Consider the following 26,325-nt stretch of genomic DNA (forward strand, 5'->3'; position numbering starts at 1 on the left):
GGATGTTGCCCGGGGTCGGACGCGATCCCATGCCCTGCGAGCTGGCGAAGGGATTGTTGCCGGGGCGCGGGGCGGCGGGACGCTGTCCCATGCCCTGGTTGCTGGCGAACGGGTTGTTGCCCGGGCGCGGGGTGCCGCCGGGGCGGTTGGAGCCGCCCGAGGCGCCGCCGGGGCGCGGGGTGTTCGCGGCGGGAGCCGGACGCGGGGTCACGGGCTTGGGTCCGCCGGGGGTCGCGCCGGACGCCGGCTTCTCGGCGGCGGCCGGAGCCGCGGGGGCCTCGGTCGGAGCCGGAGCGGCGGCCTCGGCGGGCGCGTCCTTGGCTGCCTGGGCGCGCTGAGCGGCCGCGGCCTCCTGGGCTGCCTGAGCCTGGGCCTGGCGCTCGGCGACCGACATCGGCGGTGCGGGCGCCGGAGCGGGCGGCTTGGCCGGTCCGGGCGTGGGCGCGGACGGACGCGCGCCGGAGGGGCGCGGGGCCCCGGGACGGGCGCCGGCGGCGGGGGCGGCCGGGGTCGCCGACGCTCCCGCGGAGGAACCGCCCTGGCCCTGGAGGGCCTGGCGGAGCTTGCGCGCCACCGGGGGTTCGATGCTCGAGGACGGGCCCTTGACGAACTCGCCGAGCTCCTTCAACTTCGCAAGTGCGACCTTGCTATCGACACCCAGTTCGGATGCGATCTCGTGTACGCGTGGTTTTGCCACTTCTCTCCTGTCTTGGGCCTGCACCCAAGACGGGGGCAGGCGTCACGAACGGACGGGTCTCATTTCGAGCCGCTCATCAGTCTTCGCTCATGATCAGTTCACGGGCCGTTCTGCCTGTTCTCTATGGTGTGATCGTGCGCTGCTCCGGCCCCTCCGGTCGAGGGGCCGAGCCGGTCGGATCGTGCGATGTACTGCTCCAGCTCGCTCGCGTCCACGCTCTCGCGCGTCCGGAACGCTCTTCCGAACGCGCGGCGCTTGACCGCGAGCTCGTAGCAGTCGGCTGTGTCGTGGAGCCACGCTCCCCGACCAGGACGGACGGCACGCGGGTCTACCGCGAGGACGTTCGAGTGGAGGACCAGCCTCAGAAGAGAGGCCCGGGGGGCGCGCAGACGGCAGCCGACGCACGTTCTGACGGCTTCCACTCTACTCCCTCCCCTCCGGGACCGCTCCCCCGCACGGCCGATGCTCGGGGATCACTCCCCGTCCATCACCGAATCGGGCTGGATGTCGATCTTCGCGCCGGTCAGCTTGGCGGCGAGGCGGGCGTTCTGGCCCTCCTTGCCGATGGCGAGCGAGAGCTGGTAGTCGGGGACGAGCGCGCGGACGGCCTTGAGGCTCTGGTCGATCACGAACGCGCTGGTCACCTTGGCGGGCGAGAGCGCGCTGGCGACGAAGGTCGGCAGGTCGGAGGAGTAGTCGACGATGTCGATCTTCTCGTTGTTGAGCTCGGCGGTCACCGCGCGCACGCGCTGGCCGAGCTCGCCGATGCAGGCGCCCTTGGCGTTCACGCCGGGCTCGGTCGCGCGCACCGCGATCTTGGTGCGGTGGCCGGCCTCGCGGGCGAGGGAGACGATCTCCACCACGCCGGACGCGATCTCGGGGACCTCGAGGGCGAACAGCTTGCGAACCAGCGACGGGTGGGTGCGGGACACCTGGACCGACGGGCCCTTGGGTCCGCGGCCGACGCTCGTGACGTAGACGCGGATGCGGCGTCCGTGGCTGTAGTCCTCGCCGGGCACCTGCTCCTCGGGCGAGAGGATCGCCTCGATGGAGCCGAGGTCGACGTGGATCATCCGCGGGTTGGGGCCCTGCTGGATGACGCCGGCGACGATGTCGCCCTCGCGGCCCTTGAACTCGCCGAGCACGTGCTCGTCGGCGATGTCGCGCAGGCGCTGGTTGATGACCTGCTTCGCGGCGAAGGCGGCGATGCGGCCGAAGTCGCGCGGGGAGTCCTCGGCCTCGCCCACGACGGCGCCCTCCTCGTCGAGCTCGGGCACGAAGACCGAGACGTGACCGGTCTTGCGGTCGAGGTGCACTCGCGCGTCGACGGCGGTGGCCTTGTCGGCGTCGTCGGCCTGGCCGATGTGCTTGAGGTAGGCGGTCAGGATCGCCTGCTCGATGATCTGCACGAGTTCCTCGAAGGGGATCTCGCGCTCGCGCTCCATGAGTCGCAGAACGCTCAGGTCGATGTCCACGGGCGGGCCTTTCTCTCTATTCACTTGGATGCCGCGGTGGTGACCGCGGTCGTTCGCCTGCCGGGCTCTCACCCGGATCAGCCCTCAAGGGTACCCGACGCGGCCCGGGGTTCCACCCGCGGATCCCGCCGAGGCACGGAGGGCCCCGCCTGCCGCGGGAAGCGGTGGCGGGGCCCTCGGCGTGTCGGGTTTAGGCGCCCAGCCGGGCGAGCGCCTCGGCGACCGGGAGCTGCTCGCGCTCGCCGGACCGGCGGTCCCACAGCTCGACGATCCCGTCGGCCGCTCCTCGGCCCGCGATGACGATCACGGGCACCCCGATCAGCTCGGCGTCGCCGAACTTGACGCCGGGCGAGACCTTCGGGCGGTCGTCGATCAGCACGTCGCGGCCGGCGGCCTCGAGGGAGGCGCCGATCGACTCGGCGAGCTCGAGAGCCGCCGCGTCCTTGCCGGTCGCGATGACGTGCACGTCGAACGGCGCGACGTTCGCGGGCCAGAGCAGTCCTCGGTCGTCGTGGGTGGCCTCGGCGATGATGGCGAGGATGCGGGTCACGCCGATGCCGTAGGAGCCCATCGTGACGGTGACGAGCTTCCCGTTCTCGTCGAGCACCTTCAGCCCGAGGACGTCGGCGTACTTGCGGCCGAGCTGGAAGACGTGTCCGATCTCCATGCCGCGGGCGGTCTCGATCGGGCCCGAGCCGTCGGGCGCCTCGTCGCCGGTGCGGACGTCCGCGACCTCGACGGTGGCGTCGCCGTGGAAGTCGCGGCCGGCGACCAGGTCGAGGACGTGCTGCCCGGAGACGTTGGCCCCGGTGATCCAGGCGGTGCCGTCGACCACGCGCGGGTCGAGCAGGTAGCGGACGCCGGTCGCCGACTCCTCGCCCAGGACGGCTCCCTCGGCCGACCAGGGTCCGATGTAGCCCTTGACCAGTCCGGGGTGCTTCGCGAAGTCCTCCGCCGTGGCGGCCTCGACCTCGGCCGGGGCGAAGGCCACCTCGGCGCGCTTGAGGTCGACGTCGCGGTCGCCGGGCAGGCCGACGATCACGAGCTCGCGGGTGCCGTCGAGCGCGGTGAGCGCGAGGACGACGTTCTTCAGGGTGTCGGCGGCGGTCCAGGCGCGGCCGTCGGGGCGGGGCTGCGTCGCGTTCGCCAGGTCGACCAGGGTCTGGATGGTCGGGGTGTCGGGCGAGTCGAAGACGCGCGCCTCGGGCAGGCCCTCGACGGGCAGCGCCGCGGGGACGGGCGTGCGGTACGCCTCGACGTTCGCCGCGTACCCTCCCGCCGACCGGACGAAGGTGTCCTCGCCGACGGGGGTGGGGTGCAGGAACTCCTCGCTCCGGGAGCCGCCCATCGCTCCGGCGTCGGCCTGCACGATCACGTACTCCAGGCCCAGACGGGCGAAGATCCGCTCGTAGGCGTCGCGCTGGCGCTGATAGCTCGCGTCGAGGCCGGCGTCGGTGTAGTCGAAGGAGTACGCGTCCTTCATCGTGAACTCGCGGCCGCGCAGGAGGCCCGCGCGGGGCCGCGCCTCGTCCCGGTACTTGTCCTGGATCTGGTAGATCGACAGGGGCAGGTCCTTGTAGGAGGAGTAGAGGTCCTTCACGAGCAGCGTGAAGAACTCCTCGTGCGTGGGAGCCAGCATGTAGTCGGCGTCCTTGCGGTCCTTCAGGCGGAACACGCCGTCGCCGTACTCGGTCCAGCGGCCCGAGAGCTCGTAGGGCTCGCGGGGCAGGAGCGCGGGGAAGTGCACCTCCTGGGCGCCGGCGGCCTCCATCTCCTCGTGGATGATCCGCTCGATGCGGCGCTTGACGCGCAGTCCCAGCGGCAGCCAGGCGAAGACGCCGGGCGCCTGACGGCGGATGTAGCCCGCGCGGACGAGGAGGCGGTGGCCCGCGACCTCGGCGTCGGCGGGATCCTCCCGGAGCGTGCGGACGAACAGATGCGAGAGACGGGTGACCACGAGGGACGATCCTATCCGCTGCGCTCCCCCGGCTCGCGAGGGCGCCGGGAGCCTCAGTCGGGGATCCGCGAGAAGACGACCGCTCCGCCCGTGCCGTCCAGCAGCACGTCGTCGGGGGTGCCGCCGATCGTCATCGGGCCGGAGAGGAGCGCCCGGAGCCGGATGGCCTCGGGGCTCGGCGTGTCGGAGCAGGTGTCGGAGCCGGTCACCTCGTCGCCGGGGATCAGCACGCCGTCGTCGATCCGGTAGGCGGCGCTGACCACGAGGCAGCCGGTGCCGACGACCAGGGTCGGCGCACCCCCGACGCTCTCGGAGCGGAGGCGGACGCGGGCGTCCTCGACCCAGGCCGTGTACGGGGTCTCCCCTTCGGCCGCGGTCAGCACCCAGCGGTCGCAGCCGAAGGGGTCCTGCGGGCTGCGGCTGTCGATGCATTCGCCGGCCTCGGAGGACGGGCCGCTGCGGAGCGCGGCGACACCGGAGGCGAGGAGCGCGGCGGCGACGACCACGAGCGCGAGGCGCAGTGCGGGGCGGACCACGTCGATCCGCCCCGCGCCGTCAGTTCGCGCCGACGGTGACGACCGGGGCTCCGGTCGAGGTGTCGTCGGCCGGCATCTCGGCGGCCAGGCGGTTGGCCTCCTCGATGAGGGTCTGGACGATCTCGGCCTCGGGGACGGTCTTGATGACCTCGCCCTTGACGAAGATCTGGCCCTTGCCGTTGCCGGAGGCGACGCCCAGGTCGGCCTCGCGGGCCTCGCCGGGTCCGTTGACGACGCAGCCCATGACGGCGACGCGCAGCGGGACGCTCATGCCCTCGAGGCCGGCGGTGACGTCGTTGGCGAGCGTGTAGACGTCGACCTGCGCGCGGCCGCAGCTGGGGCAGGAGACGATCTCGAGCTTGCGCTCGCGGAGGTTCAGCGACTGGAGGATCTGCAGGCCGACCTTGACCTCCTGCGCGGGCGGGGCCGAGAGGGACACGCGGATGGTGTCGCCGATGCCCTCGCCGAGGAGGATGCCGAAGGCGGTGGCGGACTTGATCGTCCCCTGGAACTCGGGGCCGGCCTCGGTGACGCCGAGGTGGAGGGGCCAGTCGCCGCGCTCGGCGAGCTGGCGGTAGGCCTTCACCATGACGACGGGGTCGTTGTGCTTGACCGAGATCTTGAAGTCGTGGAAGTCGTGCTCCTCGAAGAGGCTGGCCTCCCAGACGGCGCTCTCGACGAGGGCCTCGGGGGTGGGCTTGCCGTACTTCTGCAGGATGCTCGGCTCGAGCGAGCCGGCGTTCACGCCGATGCGGATCGAGACGCCGGCGGCCTTCGCGGCGGCGGCGATCTTGCCGACCTGGTCGTCGAACTTGCGGATGTTGCCGGGGTTCACGCGGACCGCGGCGCAGCCGGCGTCGATCGCGGCATAGACGTAGTTGGGCTGGAAGTGGATGTCGGCGATGACCGGGATCTGGCTCTTCTTGGCGATGATCGGCAGCGCCTCCGCGTCGTCGCGGCTCGGCACCGCGACGCGGACGATGTCGCAGCCGGACGCGGTGAGCTCGGCGATCTGCTGGAGGGTCGCGTTGATGTTCGTCGTCGGTGTGGTGCACATCGACTGGACGCTGACCTGCGCGTCACCGCCCACGAGCACCTTGCCCACCTTGATCTGGCGGGACTTGCGGCGGGGGGCGAGGGTCATGGGGACCTTGGGAAGACCCAGATTCACTGCTGGCACGCGCCCCATCGTACGCGCGCCGCGGGACCCCTCGTCCGCTCGCCGCACCTTCCCAGCCGCCGCCCCTCCTGCGCGCCTCGGAACCCGTCCACCGCACCTGCTCTCAGCCCGAGACCGCATGACGATCCGCGGTCGCCTCGCTCCCGAGCCGAACCGCCGATCCCGTCCGAGCGATTCACCGCAGACGCTGCCAGCCCGCTCCCTTTCACAGAGCCGACCGCGCCACGCCGGGCAGGGACCGCCCTGCCACCCCTGAGGCGAACGGGTGAATCGCGTCCCAGCGATTCGCCCCAGCCGTCCGCACCCCGCTCCACCCACGCCCCCACCCCGAGAAGCCGACCGCGCCACGCCGGGCGAGGACCGGCGTGGAATCCAACTCAGAACAGCGTGATCGGCTTGACGATGTCGGCGTAGATGAGGAGGGCGCTCATGCCGCCGAGGACGAGGACGACGACGTAGGTGAGCGGGAGCAGGCGGGCGATGTCGACGGGGCCGGGGTCGCGGCGTCCGAAGAGCCTGGCGATCCGGCGGCGCAGGCCCTCCCAGAGGGCGCCGGCGATGTGGCCGCCGTCCATGGGGAGCAGCGGCACCAGGTTGAAGACGAGGAGGGCGACGTTGAGCGAGGCGAGGACGCCGACCATCGTCTGCACCTTCGACACGACGGGGAGCTGGTCGGAGGCGGCGATCTCGCCCGCGATCCGGCCGACTCCGACGACGCTGATCGGGCCGTTGGCGTCGCGCGCCTCCGAGCCGAACGCCGCCTGGGCGACGTCGATGAGGCGCTGCGGCAGGTTGAGGATCACATGGGCGACGCTGGTGATGTTCGACCAGACCGTCTCGGGCACCGCGGTGACCGGCTGCTGCGCGAGGGCCGACGTGGGCGAGATGCCGATGAAGCCGACCGTCTGCGTCTCGATCGCACCGGAGGCGTCGGTGACGGGGGCGCCGTTCGCGTCGATCACCGCGACCTCGTTCTCGGCGGGGGTGATCGTGAGGGTCAGCGGGGCGCCGTCGCGCTGGACGGACACGCTGAGCGGGACGCCCGCGGAGCGCTGGATGATCGGGGTCAGGTCGTTCCAGGTGCTCACCGGAGTGCCGTCGATCGCCGTGATCGTGTCGCCCGGCAGCAGGCCGGCCGCGGCTCCGGGTGCCAGCGGGTCGTCGGCGGTGCAGGTCGCGGTCGCGCGCTGCGACTCCGGGACCACGCACTGCGAGACCGCGGCGAGGGTGCTGGTGCTCTGCGGGATCCCGATGCCGCAGAGGAGGACGGTGAAGAGGACCGTGGCGATCACGAGGTTCATGAAGGGGCCGCCGGCCATGACGATCACGCGCTTCCACACGGGGAGCCGGTAGAACGCGCGATGGTCCTCGCCGTCGCCGATCGTCTCCGCGCTGGCGGCACGGGCCTCGTCGATCATCGTGGCGTAGGCGCCGCGCCGGGGCTCCTCGAGCTGGGCCTCGGAGGACGCCAGGCCGTTGAAGAAGCCGGTGCTCGACTCCGTGGGCCGGTCCCCCGGGTGCTTCGGCGGGTACATGCCGATCATGGCGATGTAGCCGCCGAGCGGGATCGCCTTGACGCCGTACTCCGTCTCGCCGCGGCGCCGGGAGAAGAGGGTCGGCCCGAACCCGATCATGTACTGCGTGACCTTGACCCCGAACAGCTTGGCGGGGAGCAGGTGCCCGACCTCGTGCAGGGCGATGGAGAGGGCGACGCCGACGGCGATGATGACGACGCCGAGGACGAAGAGCAGCACGGATTCCACCGACACACTGTAGGCCGGGCCCGCCCGTCTACGCTGGGGTGCGCCTGCACGGATCCGATGAACTCCGCGGCCGAGCGGATCAGCGGCGCGACGTCCGCCGACACGGATCCGCGGAGACGGAGCCCGTCCGGATGACCCCTGGTCAGACTCCGGCGATCCGCTCGTCCGCCGTGCGGCGCGCCCACTCCTCCGCCGCGGCCAGCGACTCGCGGGTCAGCGCGCCGTCGACGCTGTGCGCGTCGACCACCGCCTCCACCGTCTCGAGGATGTCGAGATAGCCGATCCGCCCGGCGTGGAACGCCTGCACGGCCTGCTCGTTCGCCGCGTTGAACACAGCCGGGTAGGAGGCGCCCGCCTCCCCGACGCGCTTCGCGAGCCGGACCGAGGGGAACGCCTCCTCGTCCAGCGGCTCGAACGTCCAGGAGTGGGAGCGGGTCCAGTCGAGCGGGACGCCGACCCCGGCGACGCGGTGCGGCCAGTCGAGGCCGAGCGAGATCGGGAGCCGCATGTCCGGCGGCGAGGCCTGGGCGATCGTCGAGCCGTCGACGTACTCGACCATCGAGTGGATCACCGACTGCGGGTGCACGGTGACGTCGATCCGGTCGTAGGGCACGTCGAAGAGCAGGTGCGCCTCGATCACCTCGAGCCCCTTGTTGACCAGGGTGGAGGAGTTGGTCGTGACGACCAGGCCCATGTCCCAGGTCGGGTGCGCGAGCGCCTGCGCCGGGGTGACGTCGCGGAGGGAGGCGCGGTCGCGTCCCCGGAACGGCCCGCCGGACGCGGTCAGCACGAGGCGGCGGACCTCGCGGTGCTCGCCCGCGAGGAGTGCCTGGGCGATCGCGGAGTGCTCGGAGTCGACCGGCACGATCTGGCCGGGACCGGCGAGCGAGGTGACGAGCTCGCCGCCGACGATCAGCGACTCCTTGTTGGCAAGGGCGAGCGTCCTGCCCTCCTCGAGCGCCGCGAGCGTCGGGCCGAGCCCCACCGAGCCGGTGATCCCGTTCAGCACGACGTCCGCGTCGACCGAGCGGATCAGCTGCTCGGCCTCCTCCGCGCCGAACGCCGTGTGCTCGACGCCGAACGCGGACGCCTGCTCGGCGACCGCCGTCCGGTTCGAGCCGGCGGCGAGGCCGACGACCTCGAACCGCTCGCGGTTCGCGCCGATGACGTCGAGAGCCTGCGTGCCGATGGACCCGGTCGAGCCGAGGATGATGACCCTGCGCATCCGCCCATCCTGGCACGGAGCACCCAGCGCCTCCCGGTCAGCTGATGGCGAGGATGTCGACCACGAAGACGAGGGTGTCGGTCCCGCTGATCCCCGCGTTCTGGTTGCCCTGGTCGCCGTAGCCCTTCGACGGCGGGATGGTGACGAGCACCTGCGAGCCGACGGTCTGGCCGACCACGGCCTCCTTGAAGCCCTCGATCACGTCGCCGGTGCCGAAGGCGGCGGGAGCGGGCTTCCCCCAGCTCTGGTCGAACACCTCGCCGGTGCCCCAGACCACGCCCTGGTACTGCACGATCAGCTGGTCGCCGTCGGCCACGGTCGCGCCGCTCCCCTTCTTGAGGACGGCGAGCTGCAGGTCGGCGGGAGGGTCGGTCGCGGGGATGGTGACGGTGGGCGCCCCGTCCTCGGCGAGCGCCACCGTCGGCAGGCCGTCGACCGGGGGCTGCGGCTCGCCGTCGGCGGCGGTCGGCACGATCTGCTCGACGTCGATCACCATGACGATCGAGTCGGTCGCGGCGATGCCGAACTGGCTCTGCCCGGCGTCGCCGAACGCGTCGGCCGGGGGAACGACGGCGACGACGCGCGAGCCGACGGTCGCGCAGTTGACGGCCTTCACGAGGCCGGCGAGGTACTGGTCGGTGTCGACTTCGAAGGCCGCGCGGCCACCGGGCGCGTAGCTGCTCGCCGAGAACTCGGCACCGCTCGTCCCGTTGTAGAGCGTGTAGTCGACCAGCACGGTGTCGCCCTCGGCGACCTCCTCGCCGGTGCCCTCGATCGCGACGGAGCGCTCGGTGGCGTCCACGCTGACCGGGCTGGGGAACACGGTGACCGGCTTGGTGGCGAAGTCGCCGCTGGTCTGCACCGCGGCGGTCGCCTCGCCCTCGGTCGCGCAGCCGAGCGGGGTGGCGGAGGCGGACGGCGCTGCATCCGGCTCCCCGGGGGTGCAGGCCGCCAGGCTCAGGGAGGCGCCGAGGACGGCGAGGATCGCGAGGGTTCTGCGCACAGGGGCACCTTTCGTGACCGGCGGCGGCCGGTGGACGTTCGGGGATCGCCTCCATCCTGCACGGCGCGCCTCGCAACGCGCTGGGTGCGGGTCCTCGAACGGTCCCAGGCCTACCATCGGGGCATGCGTGAATTCTCGGTCCCCCAGTCCCGAGAGCTCGTCACCGAGCTCCCCGGCCCGCGCTCCGTCGCCCTCCAGGAGCGCCGCGTCGCCAGCGTCTCCCGCGGCGCCGGGACGCTCGCGAACATCTACATGGACCACGCGTCGGGCGCGGTCCTGGTCGACGTCGACGGCAACCGCCTGATCGACCTCGGCTGCGGCATCGGAGTGACCACCATCGGCCACGCGCACCCCGCGGTCGCCGCGGCGGCCGCCGCGCAGGCCGAGAAGCTGACGCACACCCTCTTCACCGTCACTCCGTACGAGAACTACGTCCGGGTCGCCGAGAAGCTCGCCGAGATCACCCCCGGGGACTTCGAGAAGCACTCGATCCTGGTCAACTCCGGCGCGGAGGCGGTCGAGAACGCCGTCAAGATCGCGCGGAAGTTCACCGGCCGCCGCGCCATCGCGACGCTCGACCACGCCTTCCACGGCCGCACCAACCTCACGATGGCGATGACCTACCGCCCCTGGCCGGAGCGCGCGGGCATGGGCCCCTTCCCGGGCGAGATCTACAGCCTCCCGATCAGCTACCCGTTCCGCGACCCCGAGGGCATGACGGGCGAGGAGGCGGCCGAGCGCACCATCGACTACATCACCACCCACATCGGCGCGCAGGAGCTGGCCGCGCTCTTCGTCGAGCCGATCCAGGGCGACGGCGGCATCATCATCCCGGCGCCGGGCTACTTCCGCCGCCTGTCCGAGTTCTGCACCGAGAACGGCATCGTCTTCGTCGCGGACGAGATCCAGGCCGGCATCGCCCGCACCGGCACCTGGTACTCCATCGAGCACCACGGCGTGGTCCCGGACCTCATCACGACGGCCAAGGGCATCGCCGGCGGCTTCCCGCTCGCCGCCGTCACCGGCCGCGCCGAGATCATGGACGCCGTGCAGCCCGGCGGCATCGGCGGCACGTTCGGCGGCAACCCCGTCTCCACCGCCGCGGCGCTCGCGACGTTCGAGGCGATCGAGTCCGAGGGCCTGCTGGAGGAGGCGCAGCGGGTCGAGCGCCTGCTGCAGGCGCGGATCGGCGACTGGGCCGAGCGCTTCGCGGTCGTGGGCGAGGTCCGCGGCAAGGGCGCCATGTGGGGCGTCGAGCTCGTCCGCCCGGGCACGAAGAAGCAGTACCCGGAGGCGCTCACCGCAATTCTGAAGCACGCCACCACGAACGGCGTGATCGTCCTCGACGCGGGCAGCTGGGACAGCGTGCTGCGGATCATGCCGAGCGTGGTCATCAGCGAGGAGCTCATCGACGACGCTGCGACGGTCATCGAGGAGGCGCTCGCCCAGTTCGGCTGATCCGCCGCATGACCGGAGCGGCATGGACGCCCCGGTAGCTTCGTCGGAATGCGGATCGACGACGACCACGAGAGGCCGACTCCCCCGGGGATCGGCCTCTCCGCGCGTCTGGCGCGCCTGTCCATCGGCGGCGTCGGCCGGCTGGTCTACCGGCCGATCGTGGAGGGGCGCGACAACGTCCCGGCCGAGGGACGCGTGATCCTGGCGGCCAACCACCTCTCGTTCATCGACTCCCCGGTGCTGACGCTGCTCGCCCCGCGGCCGGTGCAGTTCCTGGCCAAGTCGGACTACTTCACGGGGACCGGCGTGCGGGGCGCCCTCTCGCGCGCCTTCTTCACGAGCGTCGGAGCCGTCGCGGTCGAGCGCGGCGCCGGCCAGGCCGCTCAGGAGGCGCTGGACCTCGGCCGGGCGATCCTCGAGCGGGACGAGGCGTTCGCCGTTTACCCCGAGGGCACCCGCTCCCGCGACGGGCGCCTCTACAAAGGCCGCACCGGAGTGGCGTGGCTCGCCCTCACCACGGGCGCGCCGGTGGTCCCCGTCGGCATGATCGGCACGCAGGAGCTCCAGCCGGTGGGCACGAGGGTGCCGCGCCTGCACCGGATCACGGTCCGCTTCGGGGCTCCGCTGGACCTCTCGCGGCACGGCTCCGCCGACTCCGGCCGCGCCCGACGCCACGCCACCGACGAGGTGATGGCGGCCGTCCACGCGCTCTCCGGGCAGGAGCTCGCCGGTGCGTACAACGAGTCGCCGCCGACGACCACGGTCGAGCGCATCCGCCGGGCGCTCCCGCACGAGCGCCGCTGAGCCTCAGCGCGCGGACGCCTCCGGCTCGTGGGCGACGGGGAAGTTGACCGAGTTCGCGATGAAGCAGAGCCGGGAGGCCTCGGCGTGCAGCGTCTGGGCGATCGCCACCATCGACTCCTCGGCGACAGTGACGCGGGGCCGGAGGGTCACCGAGGTGAAGCGGCCGCTCTCCCCCTCCTGCAGCATCGAGCCCACCGCGTCGTCCGTGTAGCCGGTGACGACGACTCCGTTCTTGACCGCCACGTGCAGGTAGGAGAGGAGGTGGCACTGCGCGAGCGCCGCGAGGAGCAGCTGCTCCGGGTTCCAGCGGTCGGCGTCGCCCCGGAAGGGCGTGTCGGCCGAGGCGAGGATGGGCGCCGGGCCCTCCGCCGTGACGGTCAGCTGGCGCCCGTACTCGCGGTAGCAGCTCGTGCCGGTGCCCCGGTCGCCCTCCCAGACGACGGACACCGCGTACTCGTGCTCGGACTTCATCGGGCTCCTCCTCGACGGCGGTGGATCAGGCCGGTCGCGCCGGTCTGGACCTCTGGACGCGGAACCCCCGCGGGTAGACTCCGAGGACCATGACAGACACGCTCGCCCCCCAGGTTCCCACGTCCGCAGTCCCCCAGGAGCGGCGCGTCGCGACCGAGATCCCCGGGCCGCGATCCCGGGCCCTGCACGAGCGCCGCCTCGCCGTCGTGCCCACCGGCGTCGGCACCGCGCTCCCCGTCTACATCGACCGCGCGCACGGCGCGATCCTGGTCGACGTCGACGGCAACAGCTTCATCGACCTCGGCGCCGGCATCGGCGTCACGACGATCGGGCACACCGACGACTCCGTCGTCGCGGCCGCCGCGGAGCAGCTCGCGCGCCTCACGCACACCCTCTTCACCGTCACTCCGTACGAGCCCTACATCCGCGTCGCGGAGCTGCTGGCCCAGCACACCCCCGGCGACTTCGCCAAGAAGACCGTCCTGGTCAACTCCGGTGCCGAGGCGGTCGAGAACGCCGTCAAGATCGCGCGCAAGCACACCGGCCGCCCCGGCGTCGCGGTGCTCGACCACGCGTACCACGGACGCACGAACCTCACGATGGCCATGAACTTCAAGGCGCTGCCCTACGGCCTGGGCTTCGGACCCTTCGCCAGCGACGTCCACCGCGCCCCGAGCTCCTACCCGTACCACGACGGTCTGTCGGGAGCCGAGGCCGCCCAGCGCGCGATCTCGTACCTCGAGAAGACCGTCGGCGCGTCCGCCCTGGCCTGCCTCGTCGCCGAGCCCATCCAGGGCGAGGGCGGCTTCATGGTCCCCGCCGACGGCTTCCTCCCGGCACTGCAGGAGTGGTGCACGGCCAACGGCATCGTCTTCGTCGCCGACGAGATCCAGTCGGGCATGGCCCGCACCGGCGCCTGGTTCGCCAGCGAGCACCTCGGCCTCGTCCCCGACCTCGTCCTCTCGGCCAAGGGCATCGCCGGCGGCCTGCCGCTCGCGGGTGTGACGGGCCGCGCCGAGATCATGGACTCGGCGCAGGCCGGCGGACTGGGCGGCACCTTCGGCGGGAACCCCGTCGCCGCCGCCGCCGCCGTCGCGGTCTTCGAGCGCATCGAGCGCGAGGGCCTCCTCGCCGAGGCCGACCGGATCGGCGCCCGCCTGGGCGCGGCGCTGCGAGGCCTGCAGGAGCGCTACGACATCATCGGCGACGTCCGCGGCATCGGCGCGATGATGGCGATGGAGCTCGTGCAGCCCGGCACCGCCGGCACCACGAAGGAGCCGAACGCCGTCGCGGTCCAGGCGATCATCGACTACGCCGCCCAGCACGGGGTCCTCGTGCTGAGCGCCGGCACCTACGGCAACGTGGTCCGCTTCCTGCCGAGCCTCGCCCTCACCGACGAGCTGCTCGACGACGCCGTGTCGGTCATCGCCGACGCGTTCGCGACCCTCTAGGCGCGATCCTCCGAAGGCCACCGCGGGCGCCGAGGCGCTCCCCGGTGGCCTTCGGCGTCTCCGGGAGCGCGGGACCGGTCGGCGCATCGGGCAGGATGGGGGGATGCCAGCAGGAACCTTCACCGTCGCCGAGTCCGTCGAGCTGGCCGTCGTCGAGCGATCCGGGTTCGTCGAGTCGCGCCACGCCGGCTCCGCCGTCCTCCTCGACTCCGAGGGCCGCGTCGCCCGCAGCCTCGGCACCCCGACGGCTCCCGTCTTCCCCCGCTCCTGCCTCAAGCCGTTCCAGGCCCTCGCGGTGATGACCGCCGGAGTCGAGCTGAACGGCGCGGAGGCGGTCATCGCCACCGCGAGCCACGCCGGCATCCCCCAGCACGTGGCGCTGGTGCAGAACCTGCTCTTCCGCGCCGGCCTGGACCACACCGCCCTGCAGTGCCCGGCCGACTGGCCCGGCGACTCCGGGACCCGCGCTCAGCTGCTGCGGGCGGGCGCGACTCCGGACCCGCTCTACATGAACTGCTCGGGCAAGCACGCGGCGATGCTGCTGGCCTGCGTGCAGAACGGCTGGAGCACCGAGGACTACCTCGAGCGGACGCACCCGCTGCAGCAGCACATCGTCGACACGATCGAGCGCCTCACCGGCGAGCGCGTCCTGGCCTCGGGGATCGACGGCTGCGGAGCTCCCGTGCACGCCCTTCCTCTGACCGCGCTGGCGAAGGGCGTCTCGCGGATCGTGTCCTCCTCCCCCGCCTCACCGTTCGGCCTCTACCGCCAGGCCGGCGTCCTCACGGCCGCGATCCTCGAGAACGCGTGGGCGATCGACGGCCCGGGCCGGGACAACACCGTCGTGATCGAGCGCCTGGGCCTGGTCGCCAAGCTCGGCGCCGAGGGCGTGCTCGTGATGGCCTCGCCCGACGGCACCACCGTCGCCCTGAAGATCCTCGACGGGAGCCTGCGCGCCGCGACAGTGGTCGCGCTGAAGCTCCTTGTCGAGGCGGACGCGGTGGACCGGACCGCGGCGAACGACGTGCTGGTGCGGCTGAACCCGGTCGTGTCGGGCGGCGGGCGCCCGGTCGGCGCGATCCGCGCCTCCTACGTCTGACCGCACCTCCCGGCACACCCCGAGCTACTGCTCGCGCGCGAGGCGCTTCGCCCGGGCCGCCGCGGAGACCTGCGTGATCACCACCACGAGGATCGCCAGGACGAACACCGCCGACGCGATGACGTTCGCCTCCGCCGGGATGCCGCGCGCCGCCGCGATGTAGATGTACTTCGGGAACGTGGTGACCGATCCGGAGTTGAAGTTCGTGATGATGAAGTCGTCGAAGCTCAGCGCGAACGAGAGCAGCGCCGCGGCGAGGATGCCGGGCAGCAGCAGCGGGAAGGTGATCCGCCAGAAGACCTGGTTCGGCGACGCGTAGAGGTCGCGTCCCGCCTCCTCCAGCTTCGGGTCCAGGCTCGCCACCCGCGCCTTCACGGTGACCACGACGAAGCTGATGCAGAACATCGTGTGCGCCAGCACGATCGTGACCAGCCCCTTCTCGGCGCCCACGCTGAGGAACTGCGCGGCGAGGCCGGCTCCGAGCACCACCTCCGGAGTCGCCATGGGGAGGAACAGCAGCAGGCTGATCGCCGACCGGAACCGGAAGCGGAACCGCACGAGCGCGATGGCGATCATGGTGCCGAGCGCAGTGGCCAGCACGGTGGCGATCACACCGACCAGCAGGCTGTTCCCGAAGGCGGTCATCACCTCCTCGCTGGTCCAGGCCGACACCCACTTGTCGAGGGTGAACCCGCGCCAGGCGAGGTTGCTCTTCCCCGAGTCGTTGAAGGAGAAGACGAAGGTGTACCCGATAGGGATGAGCAGGAAGAGCAGCGCCAGCGCCGTGTAGACGCCGAGCCCGAGGCCCCGGAAGCGGCGGCGGCCCCGGATCGGGGCGGGGGGCGGCGCGCCGAGCGCCTCCTGGGCGCTCGCGAGCGGACGGTCGGCCGTCGCGGTCACAGGAGGTCCTCCGTTCCACTGCGCTTCACGTAGAAGCCGACGATGACCAGGATCACGGCCATCAGCACGATCGAGAGCGCGGCGGCCGCCGGGTAGTTCTCGAGCGTGAGGAAGTTCGCCTCGATCGCGTTGCCCACCATCGAGGTCTGCGACGAGCCGAGGAAGTCCCGGCTCGCGTTGATGTAGTCGCCCGCCGCGGGGATGAACGTCAGCAGCGTGCCCGAGACGATGCCCGGCATCGACAGGGGGACCGTCACGCTCCAGAACACGGAGGCGGGGTGCGCGTAGAGATCCGACCCCGCCTCCAGGAAGCGCACGTCGAGGCGCTCGAGCGTCGTGTACAGCGGCAGCGTCATGAACGGGATGAAGTTGTAGGTGATGCCGAAGATCACGGCGATCGGCGTCCCCGTGAGGTGGCCGTCGCTCGGCAGGACCGCCACGGCCTTGAGCGCCTGCACGAGCGGGCTCTCGTCCGCGAGGATCTGCTTCCACGCCAGCGTCCGGAGCAGGAAGCTGATGAAGAAGGGCGCGATCACCAGCGTGAGGAGCAGGTTCTGCAGCAGCGGCCAGGGCCGCGCTTTCACTCCGATGAAGTAGGCCAGCGGGTAGCTGATCACCAGCGCGAGCACCGTCGCGATCAGCGCGTAGCCGAAGGAGCGGAGCACGTGCGGCCAGTAGTCGCCCATCACCACGAGGTAGTTCTGCCAGGCGAACCCGGGGGCGTACTCGCCGATGTCCCCGTCCGGCACCTCGGCCTGGAACGAGGTGAGCACGAGCGAGATCAGCGGTGCCAGGAAGAACAGCAGCATGTAGGCGATGCCCGGCAGCAGCAGGACCAGCGCGATCGTCGACCGCCGGCGGACCGGAGCGTCCTGAGGATCCGCCTGCCCCGTGGCGAAGGCGGCGAAGGCCATGCCTACGCTCCCCCGCTGCGACCGGCCAGGAGCCCCCGGCGCTGCACGGCGATGGCGCTGGTGGAGTCGTCCGCCTCGAACCGCGGGACCGAGCCCGGTTCGTCCGCGAGTCCGAAGCCGTGCTCGGTGCTGAAGCCGACCCACACCTCCGCTCCCTCGCCGACGACCGGCCCGAAGACCATGTTCTGCGCGAAGACGACCACCGGGCCCAGGCCCGGCATCCGGATCGTGTATTGGGTGCTGACCCCGCTGAAGGAGACGTCGACCACGCGACCGGGCCCGAGCACGTTCCGGCCGGAGTCCGCCGGCGGCTCCTGCGTCAGCAGCAGGAGCTTCTCGGGGCGGACGCCGACCGTGATCTCCCCGCTCGTGCGGGCGCAGCGGGCGACGGGCACGACGATCCGGTGCCCGCCCGCATCGACGGTGAGTGCGCGGTCGGTGCTGCCGACCACCTCACCCGTGAAGAGGTTGGACTGGCCGAGGAAGTTCGCGACGAACGCGGTGCGCGGGAGCTCGTAGAGCTCCTCCGGCGCGCCCATCTGCTCGATCCTGCCCTTGTTCATCACCGCGACGGTGTCGGCCATCGTCATGGCCTCCTCCTGGTCGTGCGTGACGTGGAGGAAGGTGAGGCCCACCTCCTCCTGGATCGACTTGAGCTCCAGCTGCATCTGCCGGCGGAGCTTGAGGTCGAGGGCGCCGAGCGGCTCGTCGAGCAGGAGCAGGGCGGGCCGGTTGACGAGGGCGCGCGCGAGGGCGACCCGCTGCTGCTGACCACCGGAGAGCTGCGCGGGGCGGCGCTGGGCGAGGTGGTCGAGCTCGACCAGGCGGAGCGCCTCGTGCGCCTTGCCGACGGGGTCGGCGATCCTCCGCCGCTTCAGGCCGAAGGCGACGTTCTCGAGGATCGACATGTGCGGGAACAGCGCGTACGACTGGAACACGGTGTTGACGGGCCGCTGGTACGTCTTCGTCTCGGTGACGTCCCGCCCGCCGATGAGGATCCGGCCGGCGGAGGGCTCCTCGAGCCCGGCGACCAGGCGCAGCGTCGTCGTCTTGCCGCAGCCCGAGGGGCCCAGCAGGGCGAAGAAGGAGCCCGCCGGGATGGTGAGGTCCAGGGAGTCGATGGCCGTGAAGCCCGGGTACTGCTTGCTGATCCCGACCAGCTGGAGGTCGGCGCCGCTCTCGGCGAAGGTCCCGATCGCCATCAGATGCCCAGGAGCACCTTCTGGAACTCGGCCTGGTACTCCTTCTCCTCCGCGGCGGTCAGGGTCCGGAACACGTGCGCCTGCGCGAGCGTGTCCTCGTCGGGGAAGATCAGCTGGTTCTCGGCCAGCTCCGGATCGATGCTCTCCATGACGTCCTTCGCTCCATCCACGGGGGTGATGTAGTTGACCCAGGCGGCCACCTCGGCGGCGACCTCGGGCTCGTAGTAGTAGTTCATCAGGGCCTCGGCGTTGGCCTTGCGCTCGGAGCCCATCGGGACCACGAAGGTGTCGTTCCAGAGCGCGCCGCCCGAGTCGGGGAAGGCGAACTCCCACTTGTCGCCGGCCTCGGCGTTGATCAGGGTGATGTCGCCGGACCAGCAGATCGCCGCGAGGGTGTCCTCGTTCTGCAGGTCGTTGAGGTACGCGTTCCCCTTGATGTTGCGGATCTGTCCGGCGTCGACCTGCTCGCGGAAGACGTCGATCGCGTTCATGTACTCGTCGTCGCCCCAGGAACCGGCGATGTCCGTCCCCTGAGCGAGCATGATGAGCCCGATCGTGTCGCGCATCTCGCTCAGCACGCCGACGCGGCCGCGGAGCGACGGATCCCACAGCTCCTCGATGCTCGAGAGGCCGTTCGGCAGCTTCTCCCTGTTCCAGCAGATGCCCGAGAACCCCGCCTGGTACGGGAGGGAGAGCCGGCGGCCCGGATCGAAGTCGGGGTTCGCCAGCGAGGGCGTGAGGTTGGCGATGTTCGGGATGTTCGCGTGGTCGAGCTCCTGCACGTAGCCGCGGCGGACCAGGCGCGAGACCATCCACTCCGTCAGGCAGACCGTGTCGGCGCCGATGTACTGCCCGAGCGCGAGCTGGTCCTTCACCTTGCCGTAGTACGAGTTGTTGTCGTCGACGGCGACGTTGTAGGTCACCGCGATGCCCGTCTGCTCCTCGAAGCCCTGGAGCGTGGGGTGGTTCCCGTCGTCGTCCTCGTCCATGTAGGCGGGCCAGTTGTCCCACACCAGGCGCGGGTCGCCGGCCGATCCGTCGGCGGCGGCGGTCGGAGCGGCACGGGTCTGCGGGGCGCAGGCGGCCAGGGCGAGGGCACCCGCTCCGAGGCCGATCCCGCCGAGGACCGCCCGACGCGAGAGGACCGCCCGGCGCTCGCGCTCGTGCGAGCGTGCCGCGGCGACGGCCCGGCGGAGGACGGGATCCCTCGGGAGGGGACGGGTCATGGCGGGGGCTCCTGACTGCGTCGGGGCTCGTGCCTCGGGGGCCGAACGTGGGGAAATACTGGCACAGCGCTCATCCGCCTGTCACGGCGAACGGAGGAGAACGCTCATCCGGAAACATGATCGTCACGAATTCCGCACCCGGAGGCCGTGTCGACCGCCGATTCGGTCCCCGGAGGCCGTGCCGTCAGCGGGTGAGGGGCGGGCGTCCCGAGCCGCCGGCGGACCCGTCGACGCGCTCGACCGCCATCTCGACCGAGGAGAGCAGGATCCGGCTGCCGAGCTTCGCGCGGTAGCGGCGGCCGGCCTCGAGCGGGAGTGGCGCCTGGGTCGGCGCGACCAGCACGGACCCGTTGGCCGACCAGCGGTCCCTGACCCAGAGCCCGCCCTCGTCGAAGCCGAACTCGAGGTGGGTCTTGGAGAGGGATCGCGACGGATCCGGGATCGCGAGGATGTGCCGGAACGTCTCGTTGGGGTCCGGGAGCGGCTGGCGTCCGATCAGGCCGTTGCCGGTCACGATCGCGTGCTGCCCGGTCGCGAAGCTGAGGCGCACGAGCCCCTGCGAGGGCGGCGCCATCGGAGCGCCGGGGGCGGGACGCCGGTGCCGGCCGGGGGCCAGGCCCGGCAGCCAGGCACGGCGGGACGGATCGAGGACCGTCGTGTCGCCGGAGGACGAGGGGCGGGACGCACCCGTCGTGGCATGCGCCGCCACCGACGAACCGCACTCGCCGCAGAGGATCGCCCCGGGAGCGAGGTTGGAGCCACACGTGCTGCAGATCACCGAGAACGCCCTTCCGCTCACCATCGTACCCAGCGCCGGCGCGGGGAGCCCCGAGCCGGCCGAACCCGACGCGAACCGGCAGGCGCCGGAGCGTCGTACGGCCGTTCGGCGCGTGCGGGCGGTCCGGCGGCACCACGACCGCGGCCGCCCCGTGCCGGGGCGCTGCTCGTCAGACCGGTGCGCCGGCCTCCTCGTCGCCGGTGACCGCGAGGACGTCGACGACGATCACGGTGACGTTGTCGCGCCCGCCGTTGTCCAGCGCGGCGTCGACCAGGGCGTCGGCCGCCTCCTGAGCGGAGCCGGTGCCGCTGAGCAGGTGGCCGACGCCGGCATCGGTCAGCTCCTTCGTGAGTCCGTCCGAGCAGATCAGCAGACGCGATCCGGCGAGGACGGGCACGAGCCGGTAGTCGGGGACGGGCGCCTCGTGGAAGCCGACCGCGCGGGTGATCACGTTGCTGTGCGGATGCACGTCGGCCTCGTCGCGGGAGATCAGGCCCGCATCGACCAGCTCCTGGACGATGGAGTGGTCCACGGTGAGCTGCACGAGGGTCCCGGCGACGCTCAGGTACACGCGCGAGTCGCCGATGTTGAAGACGGACCAGTAGGGCTCTCCCCCGACCACCGTGAGCGCGATCCCGGTGACCGTGGTCCCGGTGCCGACGTCGGCCGTGTGCGACTGCCGGGCGATGTCCCCGACCGCCTCTCGAAGCGCCCGGTCGATCTCCTCCGCTCCGACGGTCGCGCCGAGCGCCGCGGTGGACAGGCGCGACACGACCGCGTCGCTGGCGACCTCTCCTGCCGCGTGCCCGCCCATCCCGTCGGCGACAGCGAAGAGCGGGCTCTTGGCGAGGTAGCTGTCCTCGTTCGCGCTGCGCACGTGGCCGGTCTCGGTGCGCGCGGCCCACCCGAGGGTGACTTCGGCCGAGGGTGCGTCGGAGCTCCAGGCGGAGACGGGGACGGTGACGGACGCGCGGCTGCGGCCGATCTGCGTCATCGCTGCTCCTCGCATCCCCGTGGCCCGCGGCCGTCCGGTCCGTCGGCCCGTGACCGCCGGCTCCAGGGGTGCCCGGCCGCTCCCCGATGGTAGTCGCTGACGGCCCTCCGCCGAGCCGGCCGCCATCGCTGTCGCCCGATGTCCGTCGCGCGGACGGGACCACGCTCCGACCACCGGATCCGATGCCGGAGCGAGCTCCGACGTGCGGATCCACTTGCCCGGGCCCCCGTGGACTGCCAGAATCGCCGCATGGCCCCGTCTCGCCCGCCCTCTCAGCGTCCTGTACAGCTCGACGAGGTGTCGAAGGCGATCATCGAGCAGCTGCAGGCCGACGGTCGGCGCTCGTACGCCGAGATCGGCAAGGCCGTGGGCCTGAGCGAGGCGGCCGTCCGGCAGCGGGTGCAGAAGCTCACCGAGTCGGGCGTCATGCAGATCGTCGCGGTGACGGATCCGATGCAGCTCGGCTTCTACCGCCAGGCGATGATCGGTGTGCGCGTCACCGGCGACACCCGCGACGTCGCGGACCGGCTCGCCTCCATCCCCGCCGTCGACTACGTCGTGCTGACAGCCGGCTCCTTCGACATCCTCGCCGAGGTCGTGTGCGAGAACGACGACGATCTGATCGCCCTGCTCAACCAGGAGATCCGGTCGCTTCCCGGCGTGCTCTCGACCGAGACCTTCGTCTATCTGAAGCTCCACAAGCAGTTCTACAACTGGGGAACGCGGTAAAAGATGACCACCGATACAGCCTTCTCGACCTCCGGCCTCGAGTCGGGCGATCCCGTCCGCGGGACCGACGCGCCTGGGGGGACCGACGACGCCTCCCTGCAGAAGAAGGCGAAGGACCACCTCTGGATGCACTTCACCCGTCAGTCGACGATGGACTCGGGCGCGGGCGTGCCGATCATCACGCGCGGCGAGGGACACCACATCTGGGACAGCACCGGGCGCAAGTACTTCGACGGCCTGTCCGGCCTCTTCGTCGTCAATGCGGGACACGGGCGGCGCCGACTGGCGGAGGCCGCGGCGAAGCAGGCGTCCGAGCTCTCCTTCTTCCCGCTCTGGTCCTACGCGACCCCCTCGGCGATCGAGCTGGCCGACCGGCTCGCCGACCACGCGCCGGGCGACCTGAACCGAGTCTTCTTCTCGACCGGCGGCGGCGAGGCGGTGGAGACGGCGTTCAAGCTCGCCAAGCACTACTGGAAGCTGCAGGGCAAGCCGGGCAAGCACAAGGTCGTCTCGCGCTCGGTCGCGTATCACGGCACTCCCCAGGGAGCGCTCGCGATCACGGGCATCCCCGGGATGAAGTCGATGTTCGAACCGCTGGTGCCGGGCGGCTTCCGCGTCCCCAACACCAACTTCTACCGGGCTCCCGAGCACGGCGACGACCTGGAGGCGTTCGGCCTGTGGGCGGCGAACCGCATCGAGGAGATGATCGAGTTCGAGGGGCCGGACACGGTTGCCGCCGTGTTCCTGGAACCCGTGCAGAACTCGGGCGGCTGCTTCCCGCCCCCTCCCGGGTACTTCCAGAGGGTCCGCGAGATCTGCGACAAGCACGACGTGCTGCTGGTGTCCGATGAGGTGATCTGCGCGTTCGGCCGTATCGGGCACATGTTCGCCTGCGACGAGTACGGCTACGTGCCGGACATGATCACCTGCGCGAAGGGGATGACCAGCGGCTACTCCCCCATCGGCGCGACGATCGTCAGCGATCGGATCTACGAGCCCTTCCGCCACGGTCAGGTCGTCTTCCCGCACGGCTACACCTTCGGCGGCCACCCCGTCTCGGCCGCGGTCGCGCTCGAGAACCTCGACATCTTCGAGGAGGAGGGCCTGAACGAGCGCGTGCGAGAGAACTCGCCCGTCTTCCGGTCCACGCTCGAGAAGCTGCTCGACCTGCCGATCGTCGGCGACGTCCGGGGCGACGGCTACTTCTTCGGCATCGAGCTGGTGAAGGACAAGGCGACGAAGGAGACGTTCGACGAGGACGAGTCGGAGCGGCTGCTGCGCGGATTCCTCTCGAAGGGGCTCTTCGACGCGGGGCTGTACTGCCGGGCGGACGACCGAGGCGATCCCGTCGTGCAGCTCGCACCGCCGCTCACCATCGGCCCGCGCGAGTTCGACGAGATCGAGCAGATCCTCCGGAGCGTTCTCACCGAGGCCTGGTCGCGGCTCTAGCGACCTCACGCGGCGCGCTCCCGCCGATCGGCGGCGAGTGCGGCCGCGACCCGGCGCGCACCTGCGTGGTGCGGATCGAGAGCGACGGCCTCGTCGGCGAGCCGTCCGGCCTCGTCGGCACGGCCCTCACCGGCCAGGATCCGCGCGAGGAGGACGAGCACTCCGGCTCGCTCGCTCGCGGGTGCGACGACGGCGGCACGGCGGAGCAGCGGGGCGAGCGCTCCCGCCGCGCCGGGGTCACCGCTCCGCGCCGACCGCAGCACGCGGTCCGCACCGCGGCTGCGCTGCACGGCCACGACGAGCGCAGCCAGGCCCGCAGGCCGGACCTCGGGATCGGGACCGGTGTGAGCTCGCCGGACGAGGTCGTCGACGCCGTGCAACAGCACGTCGGGCAGTTCGGCCCGCGGGTGGCGGTCGAGGAGACGGTCGACCGCGGCGGCCACCGCTCGCGGGTCGTCCCGGTCGCCGGCCTCGAGGCCGTCGTCGCGGCCGGACGACGGGAGCACGGCGACGCGGAGGGCGAGGCCGGGGAGCCGGCGCGCACGCTCCTCGAGGGCGGCGACGAGTCCCTCGCACGACTCCGGACCCGCCTCGCCGGGATGCACCAGCGCGAGTGCTCGCCGCACCCGCCCGAACCGGCCGAGCGCACCGAGGCTGGCCCGTGCGATCAGGGACGGATCCGCCCCCGACAGCTCGAAGCGGAGCGAGCCGCTCGGCGCGCCGGCCCGGAACGGGACGAGCACGAGGCTCGCCTCGGCCGCACCCCGCCGGGACCCGTGAGCGGCGTGGAACAGGGCGGCGTCGTCGGGTGAGGCCGGGACACGCGAGGCGGGAGCGGGGTGGAGGAAGATCGCTGAGGAGGTCATGCTGCGATCCTGCCGACCCTCGCACCCGCCGGGAGCGACGGCCCTCGGGATCATCGGAAGGATCTCGAGATCGCCGCCTGTGGAGGGAGAGGTCCCATCGACACCGAATGGCGGGCGCTCGGATGGCGCCCTCCGGCCAGGAACCCCTCCACAGGGACCGATCGGCCGAGTTCTGCACCGGTGTCCGATTCCCGCCGGTCGGTGGGGAGTCCCGCGGATACTCTCGACGCATGAGAACGACTCCCCTTCACGTCCGACGGACGACGAGCCCCCTCGGCCGCATCGAGGTGGGCAGCGACGGCGATGCGATCGTCTCGCTCGCCATCGAGCAGGCCGGTCTGCTCCCGCACGAGCACCTCCCGGAGTCGGACCTCCCGGTGCTCCTGCGGGCCGTCGAGCAGCTGGACGAGTACTTCGACGGGACCCGTCGCTCTTTCGATCTGCCGGTCGCTCTGCGCGGCACGCCCTTCCAGCTCGAGATCTGGCAGCGGCTCCAGGCTCTGGGCTTCGGGGAGATCACCTCCTACGGCGCACTGGGCACGGCCGCCGGTCGCCCCCGGGCGGGCCGGCCGATCGGCGGAGCGGTCGGTGCGAACCCGGTGCCGATCATCGTGGGCTGCCACCGCGTCCTCGCGAGCGACGGACGGATCACCGGCTTCAGCGCGGGCGAGGGCGTCGCCACGAAAGCCTGGCTTCTCGATCACGAGGGGATCCCCCACCGATGAGCACGGCCGACGGACTCGTCGAGGGAGAGGACGGCCTGGTCCGCTGCGCCTGGAGCGGCGCGGATCCGGAGTACCGCCGCTACCACGACGAGGAATGGGGCACGCCGCTGCACGGAGATCGCCCGCTGTTCGAGAAGATCTCCCTCGAGGCGTTCCAGTCCGGCCTCTCCTGGATCACGATCCTCCGCAAGCGGCCGAGGTTCCGCGAGGCCTTCGACGGCTTCGATCCGGCCCGGGTCGCCCGGTACGACGACACCGATGTCGAGCGGCTGATGGAGGACAGCGGCATCATCCGGAACCGCGCGAAGATCATAGCCACCCGGGACAACGCCCGGGCCGTGCTCGCGCTCCTCGAGCAGAGAGGCGAGGGCGCGCTCGACGAGCTCGTGTGGTCCTTCCACGATCCGGACGTCGAGGACCGGGTGGTCCGAGCCGCCGACGTCCCTGCGACGACGCCCGGGTCGACGGCGCTCGCGCGAGCGCTGAAGGCCGCGGGGCTCCGCTTCGTCGGACCGACCACCGCCTACGCGCTGATGCAGTCGGCCGGAGTCGTCGACGATCACCTCACCGGCTGCTGGCGCCGACGCTGACGCCTACGACTCCGGCACGACGAGGTCGAGCTCTCCCGTGTGCCGGTTCTCGGCGAGCAGGAACCCGCGCCCGGCCGCCCACGCCGAGAGCTCGCCGAGTGACTCCGTCGCCACCCGGTCCTCCGCCAGCGCCCTGACGAAGCGCCCCTTGCCCTGCTTGTTGAAGTGGTTCAGCGACCGGAGGGCGCCGTCGGCCCCGCGCGAGCGGACGCGGACGAAGAACCGCCCCTCGCCCGCGGGAACTGGTCCGAGCGCCGCGTACGCCTCGCTCCGCAGATCGAGGACGAGCCCGTCGAGCGCGCTCAGCACCCGCCCGGCTTCCGCCGCCCACCACCGCTTGAGCGGTCTCCCGGGCACACGGGAGTCGTGGGACAGACGGTAGGCAGGGATCAGGTCGAGGGCGCGGATCGGCCCCCAGAGCGCGGACTGCACGATCGCCGTCCGACCGAGCACCTCCCGTGCACCGGAATCGAGGCTGCGCGCGTCGAGCGCATCGAAGAGCACCCCGTCGAAGCGGTCGACCGCGGGGAGGCCTGCCGCGGTCGCGAGCGCCGCGTTGCGATCGATCTCGCCGAACTGACGCGGACCGAGCTTCAGCGCCCGGGCAGAGAGCTCGCGGTCCCCGGCCAGCGCGATCAGCGCCTCCGCCAGCTCGCGCCGCTTCGCGTGGAGCTCGGGGAAGGCGAGCGACTCGAGCACGAACGGCTCGTCGCCGCCGTCGCGCTTCGTCTCGGACGGTGGCAGCAGGACGTGCACAGGACTCCTTCGGAGAAGAGGGACGGGCGGCACGACGGAGGGGCCGGACGATCGCGATGATCGTCCGGCCCCTCCGT

At 71.8% G+C, this 26,325-nt stretch carries 26 protein-coding genes; 8 read left to right on the forward strand and 18 right to left on the reverse strand.

Annotation, left to right across the window (positions count from 1 at the left end; genetic code table 11):
* From C5C39_RS02870 to C5C39_RS02910, 9 genes are all read right to left on the reverse strand, one after another.
* Window positions 1–697: translation initiation factor IF-2 N-terminal domain-containing protein (locus C5C39_RS02870; protein ID WP_181136303.1), on the reverse strand; the 697-nt coding region annotated here is incomplete at its 3' end.
* 98 nt (window positions 698–795) lie between these two features.
* Window positions 796–1,119 (reverse strand): YlxR family protein, encoded by a 324-nt coding sequence (locus C5C39_RS02875; RefSeq protein WP_104225593.1) that lies wholly within the window; start codon window positions 1,117–1,119, stop codon window positions 796–798.
* 51 nt (window positions 1,120–1,170) lie between these two features.
* Window positions 1,171–2,172 (reverse strand): transcription termination factor NusA, encoded by a 1,002-nt coding sequence (gene nusA, locus C5C39_RS02880; protein WP_104225180.1) that lies wholly within the window; start codon window positions 2,170–2,172, stop codon window positions 1,171–1,173.
* Between the two features lie 190 nt (window positions 2,173–2,362).
* Window positions 2,363–4,129 (reverse strand): proline--tRNA ligase, encoded by a 1,767-nt coding sequence (locus tag C5C39_RS02885; RefSeq protein ID WP_104352639.1) that lies wholly within the window; start codon window positions 4,127–4,129, stop codon window positions 2,363–2,365.
* 53 nt (window positions 4,130–4,182) lie between these two features.
* Window positions 4,183–4,665, reverse strand: a complete 483-nt coding sequence (locus tag C5C39_RS02890) for a hypothetical protein (RefSeq protein WP_104225178.1) — start codon at window positions 4,663–4,665, stop codon at window positions 4,183–4,185.
* Between the two features lie 19 nt (window positions 4,666–4,684).
* Window positions 4,685–5,845: a flavodoxin-dependent (E)-4-hydroxy-3-methylbut-2-enyl-diphosphate synthase gene (gene ispG, locus C5C39_RS02895; RefSeq protein WP_173244694.1), complete on the reverse strand. Its 1,161-nt coding sequence runs from the start codon at window positions 5,843–5,845 to the stop codon at window positions 4,685–4,687.
* Window positions 5,846–6,222: 377 nt separating this feature from the next.
* Window positions 6,223–7,608 carry an RIP metalloprotease gene (locus C5C39_RS02900; RefSeq protein WP_258075758.1) on the reverse strand — a complete coding sequence of 462 codons (1,386 nt, stop codon included), beginning with the start codon at window positions 7,606–7,608 and terminating at the stop codon, window positions 6,223–6,225.
* A gap of 142 nt (window positions 7,609–7,750) precedes the next feature.
* Window positions 7,751–8,833, reverse strand: a complete 1,083-nt coding sequence (gene dxr / locus C5C39_RS02905) for a 1-deoxy-D-xylulose-5-phosphate reductoisomerase (protein ID WP_104349972.1) — start codon at window positions 8,831–8,833, stop codon at window positions 7,751–7,753.
* 37 nt (window positions 8,834–8,870) lie between these two features.
* Window positions 8,871–9,836 carry an FKBP-type peptidyl-prolyl cis-trans isomerase gene (locus C5C39_RS02910; RefSeq protein WP_181136304.1) on the reverse strand — a complete coding sequence of 322 codons (966 nt, stop codon included), beginning with the start codon at window positions 9,834–9,836 and terminating at the stop codon, window positions 8,871–8,873.
* Window positions 9,837–9,959: 123 nt separating this feature from the next.
* Between C5C39_RS02910 and C5C39_RS02915 the strand changes: the two genes are divergently transcribed.
* Entirely contained in the window at window positions 9,960–11,294 is a 1,335-nt protein-coding gene (locus C5C39_RS02915; RefSeq protein WP_104352642.1) for an aminotransferase class III-fold pyridoxal phosphate-dependent enzyme, read from the forward strand.
* Window positions 11,295–11,342: 48 nt separating this feature from the next.
* Complete coding sequence (locus C5C39_RS02920; protein ID WP_104223042.1) at window positions 11,343–12,098, forward strand: 1-acyl-sn-glycerol-3-phosphate acyltransferase; 756 nt, start codon at window positions 11,343–11,345, stop codon at window positions 12,096–12,098.
* A gap of 3 nt (window positions 12,099–12,101) precedes the next feature.
* Here the strand turns inward: C5C39_RS02920 and C5C39_RS02925 are convergent, their stop codons facing one another.
* Entirely contained in the window at window positions 12,102–12,569 is a 468-nt protein-coding gene (locus C5C39_RS02925) for an OsmC family protein (protein ID WP_104352643.1), read from the reverse strand.
* A gap of 89 nt (window positions 12,570–12,658) precedes the next feature.
* On the opposite strand from C5C39_RS02925, the gene gabT reads away from it, so the two are divergent.
* Together gabT and C5C39_RS02935 are read left to right on the forward strand one after the other, a co-directional pair.
* On the forward strand, window positions 12,659–14,020 hold the full coding sequence (gabT, locus tag C5C39_RS02930; RefSeq protein ID WP_104223040.1) for a 4-aminobutyrate--2-oxoglutarate transaminase: 1,362 nt from the start codon (window positions 12,659–12,661) through the stop codon (window positions 14,018–14,020).
* A 103-nt stretch (window positions 14,021–14,123) separates the two neighbouring features.
* The gene (locus C5C39_RS02935; RefSeq protein WP_104352644.1) at window positions 14,124–15,119 is read left to right on the forward strand and encodes an asparaginase; all 996 of its coding nucleotides are present in this window, start codon (window positions 14,124–14,126) and stop codon (window positions 15,117–15,119) included.
* A gap of 24 nt (window positions 15,120–15,143) precedes the next feature.
* Here the strand turns inward: C5C39_RS02935 and C5C39_RS02940 are convergent, their stop codons facing one another.
* The 6 genes from C5C39_RS02940 to C5C39_RS02965 form a co-directional block, all read right to left on the reverse strand.
* Entirely contained in the window at window positions 15,144–15,950 is an 807-nt protein-coding gene (locus tag C5C39_RS02940) for an ABC transporter permease (RefSeq protein ID WP_181027101.1), read from the reverse strand.
* Window positions 15,951–16,015: 65 nt separating this feature from the next.
* Window positions 16,016–16,933, reverse strand: coding sequence for an ABC transporter permease (locus tag C5C39_RS02945; protein WP_104223037.1), 918 nt, complete (start codon window positions 16,931–16,933; stop codon window positions 16,016–16,018).
* 2 nt (window positions 16,934–16,935) lie between these two features.
* The gene (locus tag C5C39_RS02950) at window positions 16,936–18,135 is read right to left on the reverse strand and encodes an ABC transporter ATP-binding protein (RefSeq protein ID WP_104223036.1); all 1,200 of its coding nucleotides are present in this window, start codon (window positions 18,133–18,135) and stop codon (window positions 16,936–16,938) included.
* Window positions 18,135–19,361: a PotD/PotF family extracellular solute-binding protein gene (locus C5C39_RS02955; protein WP_104283435.1), complete on the reverse strand. Its 1,227-nt coding sequence runs from the start codon at window positions 19,359–19,361 to the stop codon at window positions 18,135–18,137. The genes C5C39_RS02950 and C5C39_RS02955 overlap by 1 nt, the downstream gene beginning before the upstream one ends.
* A 184-nt stretch (window positions 19,362–19,545) precedes the next feature.
* Entirely contained in the window at window positions 19,546–20,070 is a 525-nt protein-coding gene (locus tag C5C39_RS02960) for a hypothetical protein (protein ID WP_104223034.1), read from the reverse strand.
* Window positions 20,071–20,308: 238 nt separating this feature from the next.
* On the reverse strand, window positions 20,309–21,133 hold the full coding sequence (locus C5C39_RS02965) for a PP2C family serine/threonine-protein phosphatase (protein ID WP_104225583.1): 825 nt from the start codon (window positions 21,131–21,133) through the stop codon (window positions 20,309–20,311).
* 249 nt (window positions 21,134–21,382) lie between these two features.
* On the opposite strand from C5C39_RS02965, the gene C5C39_RS02970 reads away from it, so the two are divergent.
* Window positions 21,383–21,862, forward strand: coding sequence for an Lrp/AsnC family transcriptional regulator (locus C5C39_RS02970; RefSeq protein ID WP_104223032.1), 480 nt, complete (start codon window positions 21,383–21,385; stop codon window positions 21,860–21,862).
* A 3-nt stretch (window positions 21,863–21,865) separates the two neighbouring features.
* The gene (locus C5C39_RS02975; protein ID WP_104352645.1) at window positions 21,866–23,311 is read left to right on the forward strand and encodes an aspartate aminotransferase family protein; all 1,446 of its coding nucleotides are present in this window, start codon (window positions 21,866–21,868) and stop codon (window positions 23,309–23,311) included.
* Window positions 23,312–23,316: 5 nt separating this feature from the next.
* Here C5C39_RS02975 and C5C39_RS02980 read toward each other — a convergent pair whose 3' ends face one another.
* Window positions 23,317–24,177: a hypothetical protein gene (locus C5C39_RS02980; RefSeq protein WP_104352646.1), complete on the reverse strand. Its 861-nt coding sequence runs from the start codon at window positions 24,175–24,177 to the stop codon at window positions 23,317–23,319.
* Window positions 24,178–24,407: 230 nt separating this feature from the next.
* On the opposite strand from C5C39_RS02980, the gene C5C39_RS02985 reads away from it, so the two are divergent.
* Together C5C39_RS02985 and C5C39_RS02990 are read left to right on the forward strand one after the other, a co-directional pair.
* Window positions 24,408–24,902 (forward strand): methylated-DNA--[protein]-cysteine S-methyltransferase, encoded by a 495-nt coding sequence (locus C5C39_RS02985; protein WP_104223029.1) that lies wholly within the window; start codon window positions 24,408–24,410, stop codon window positions 24,900–24,902.
* On the forward strand, window positions 24,899–25,492 hold the full coding sequence (locus C5C39_RS02990) for a DNA-3-methyladenine glycosylase I (RefSeq protein WP_104260210.1): 594 nt from the start codon (window positions 24,899–24,901) through the stop codon (window positions 25,490–25,492). Before C5C39_RS02985 ends, C5C39_RS02990 begins: the two co-directional genes overlap by 4 nt.
* Before the next feature lie 3 nt (window positions 25,493–25,495).
* Here the strand turns inward: C5C39_RS02990 and C5C39_RS02995 are convergent, their stop codons facing one another.
* Window positions 25,496–26,248 carry a YaaA family protein gene (locus tag C5C39_RS02995; protein ID WP_104352647.1) on the reverse strand — a complete coding sequence of 251 codons (753 nt, stop codon included), beginning with the start codon at window positions 26,246–26,248 and terminating at the stop codon, window positions 25,496–25,498.
* Window positions 26,249–26,325 lie beyond the last annotated feature (77 nt).

This window comes from Rathayibacter sp. AY1F3 (assembly GCF_002931975.1).
Taxonomy (GTDB): Bacteria; Actinomycetota; Actinomycetes; order Actinomycetales; family Microbacteriaceae; genus Rathayibacter.

Bases quoted from the DNA above. Each gene is read 5' to 3' on its own strand.
- dxr (WP_104349972.1), bottom strand. From the start codon at position 8,833: ATGCGCAGGGTCATCATCCTCGGCTCGACCGGGTCCATCGGCACGCAG.
- C5C39_RS02915 (WP_104352642.1), top strand. From the start codon at position 9,960: ATGCGTGAATTCTCGGTCCCCCAGTCCCGAGAGCTCGTCACCGAGCTC.
- C5C39_RS02920 (WP_104223042.1), top strand. From the start codon at position 11,343: ATGCGGATCGACGACGACCACGAGAGGCCGACTCCCCCGGGGATCGGC.
- C5C39_RS02925 (WP_104352643.1), bottom strand. From the start codon at position 12,569: ATGAAGTCCGAGCACGAGTACGCGGTGTCCGTCGTCTGGGAGGGCGAC.
- gabT (WP_104223040.1), top strand. From the start codon at position 12,659: ATGACAGACACGCTCGCCCCCCAGGTTCCCACGTCCGCAGTCCCCCAG.
- C5C39_RS02935 (WP_104352644.1), top strand. From the start codon at position 14,124: ATGCCAGCAGGAACCTTCACCGTCGCCGAGTCCGTCGAGCTGGCCGTC.
- C5C39_RS02945 (WP_104223037.1), bottom strand. From the start codon at position 16,933: ATGGCCTTCGCCGCCTTCGCCACGGGGCAGGCGGATCCTCAGGACGCT.
- C5C39_RS02950 (WP_104223036.1), bottom strand. From the start codon at position 18,135: ATGGCGATCGGGACCTTCGCCGAGAGCGGCGCCGACCTCCAGCTGGTC.
- C5C39_RS02955 (WP_104283435.1), bottom strand. From the start codon at position 19,361: ATGACCCGTCCCCTCCCGAGGGATCCCGTCCTCCGCCGGGCCGTCGCC.
- C5C39_RS02965 (WP_104225583.1), bottom strand. From the start codon at position 21,133: ATGACGCAGATCGGCCGCAGCCGCGCGTCCGTCACCGTCCCCGTCTCC.
- C5C39_RS02970 (WP_104223032.1), top strand. From the start codon at position 21,383: ATGGCCCCGTCTCGCCCGCCCTCTCAGCGTCCTGTACAGCTCGACGAG.
- C5C39_RS02975 (WP_104352645.1), top strand. From the start codon at position 21,866: ATGACCACCGATACAGCCTTCTCGACCTCCGGCCTCGAGTCGGGCGAT.
- C5C39_RS02980 (WP_104352646.1), bottom strand. From the start codon at position 24,177: ATGACCTCCTCAGCGATCTTCCTCCACCCCGCTCCCGCCTCGCGTGTC.
- C5C39_RS02985 (WP_104223029.1), top strand. From the start codon at position 24,408: ATGAGAACGACTCCCCTTCACGTCCGACGGACGACGAGCCCCCTCGGC.
- C5C39_RS02990 (WP_104260210.1), top strand. From the start codon at position 24,899: ATGAGCACGGCCGACGGACTCGTCGAGGGAGAGGACGGCCTGGTCCGC.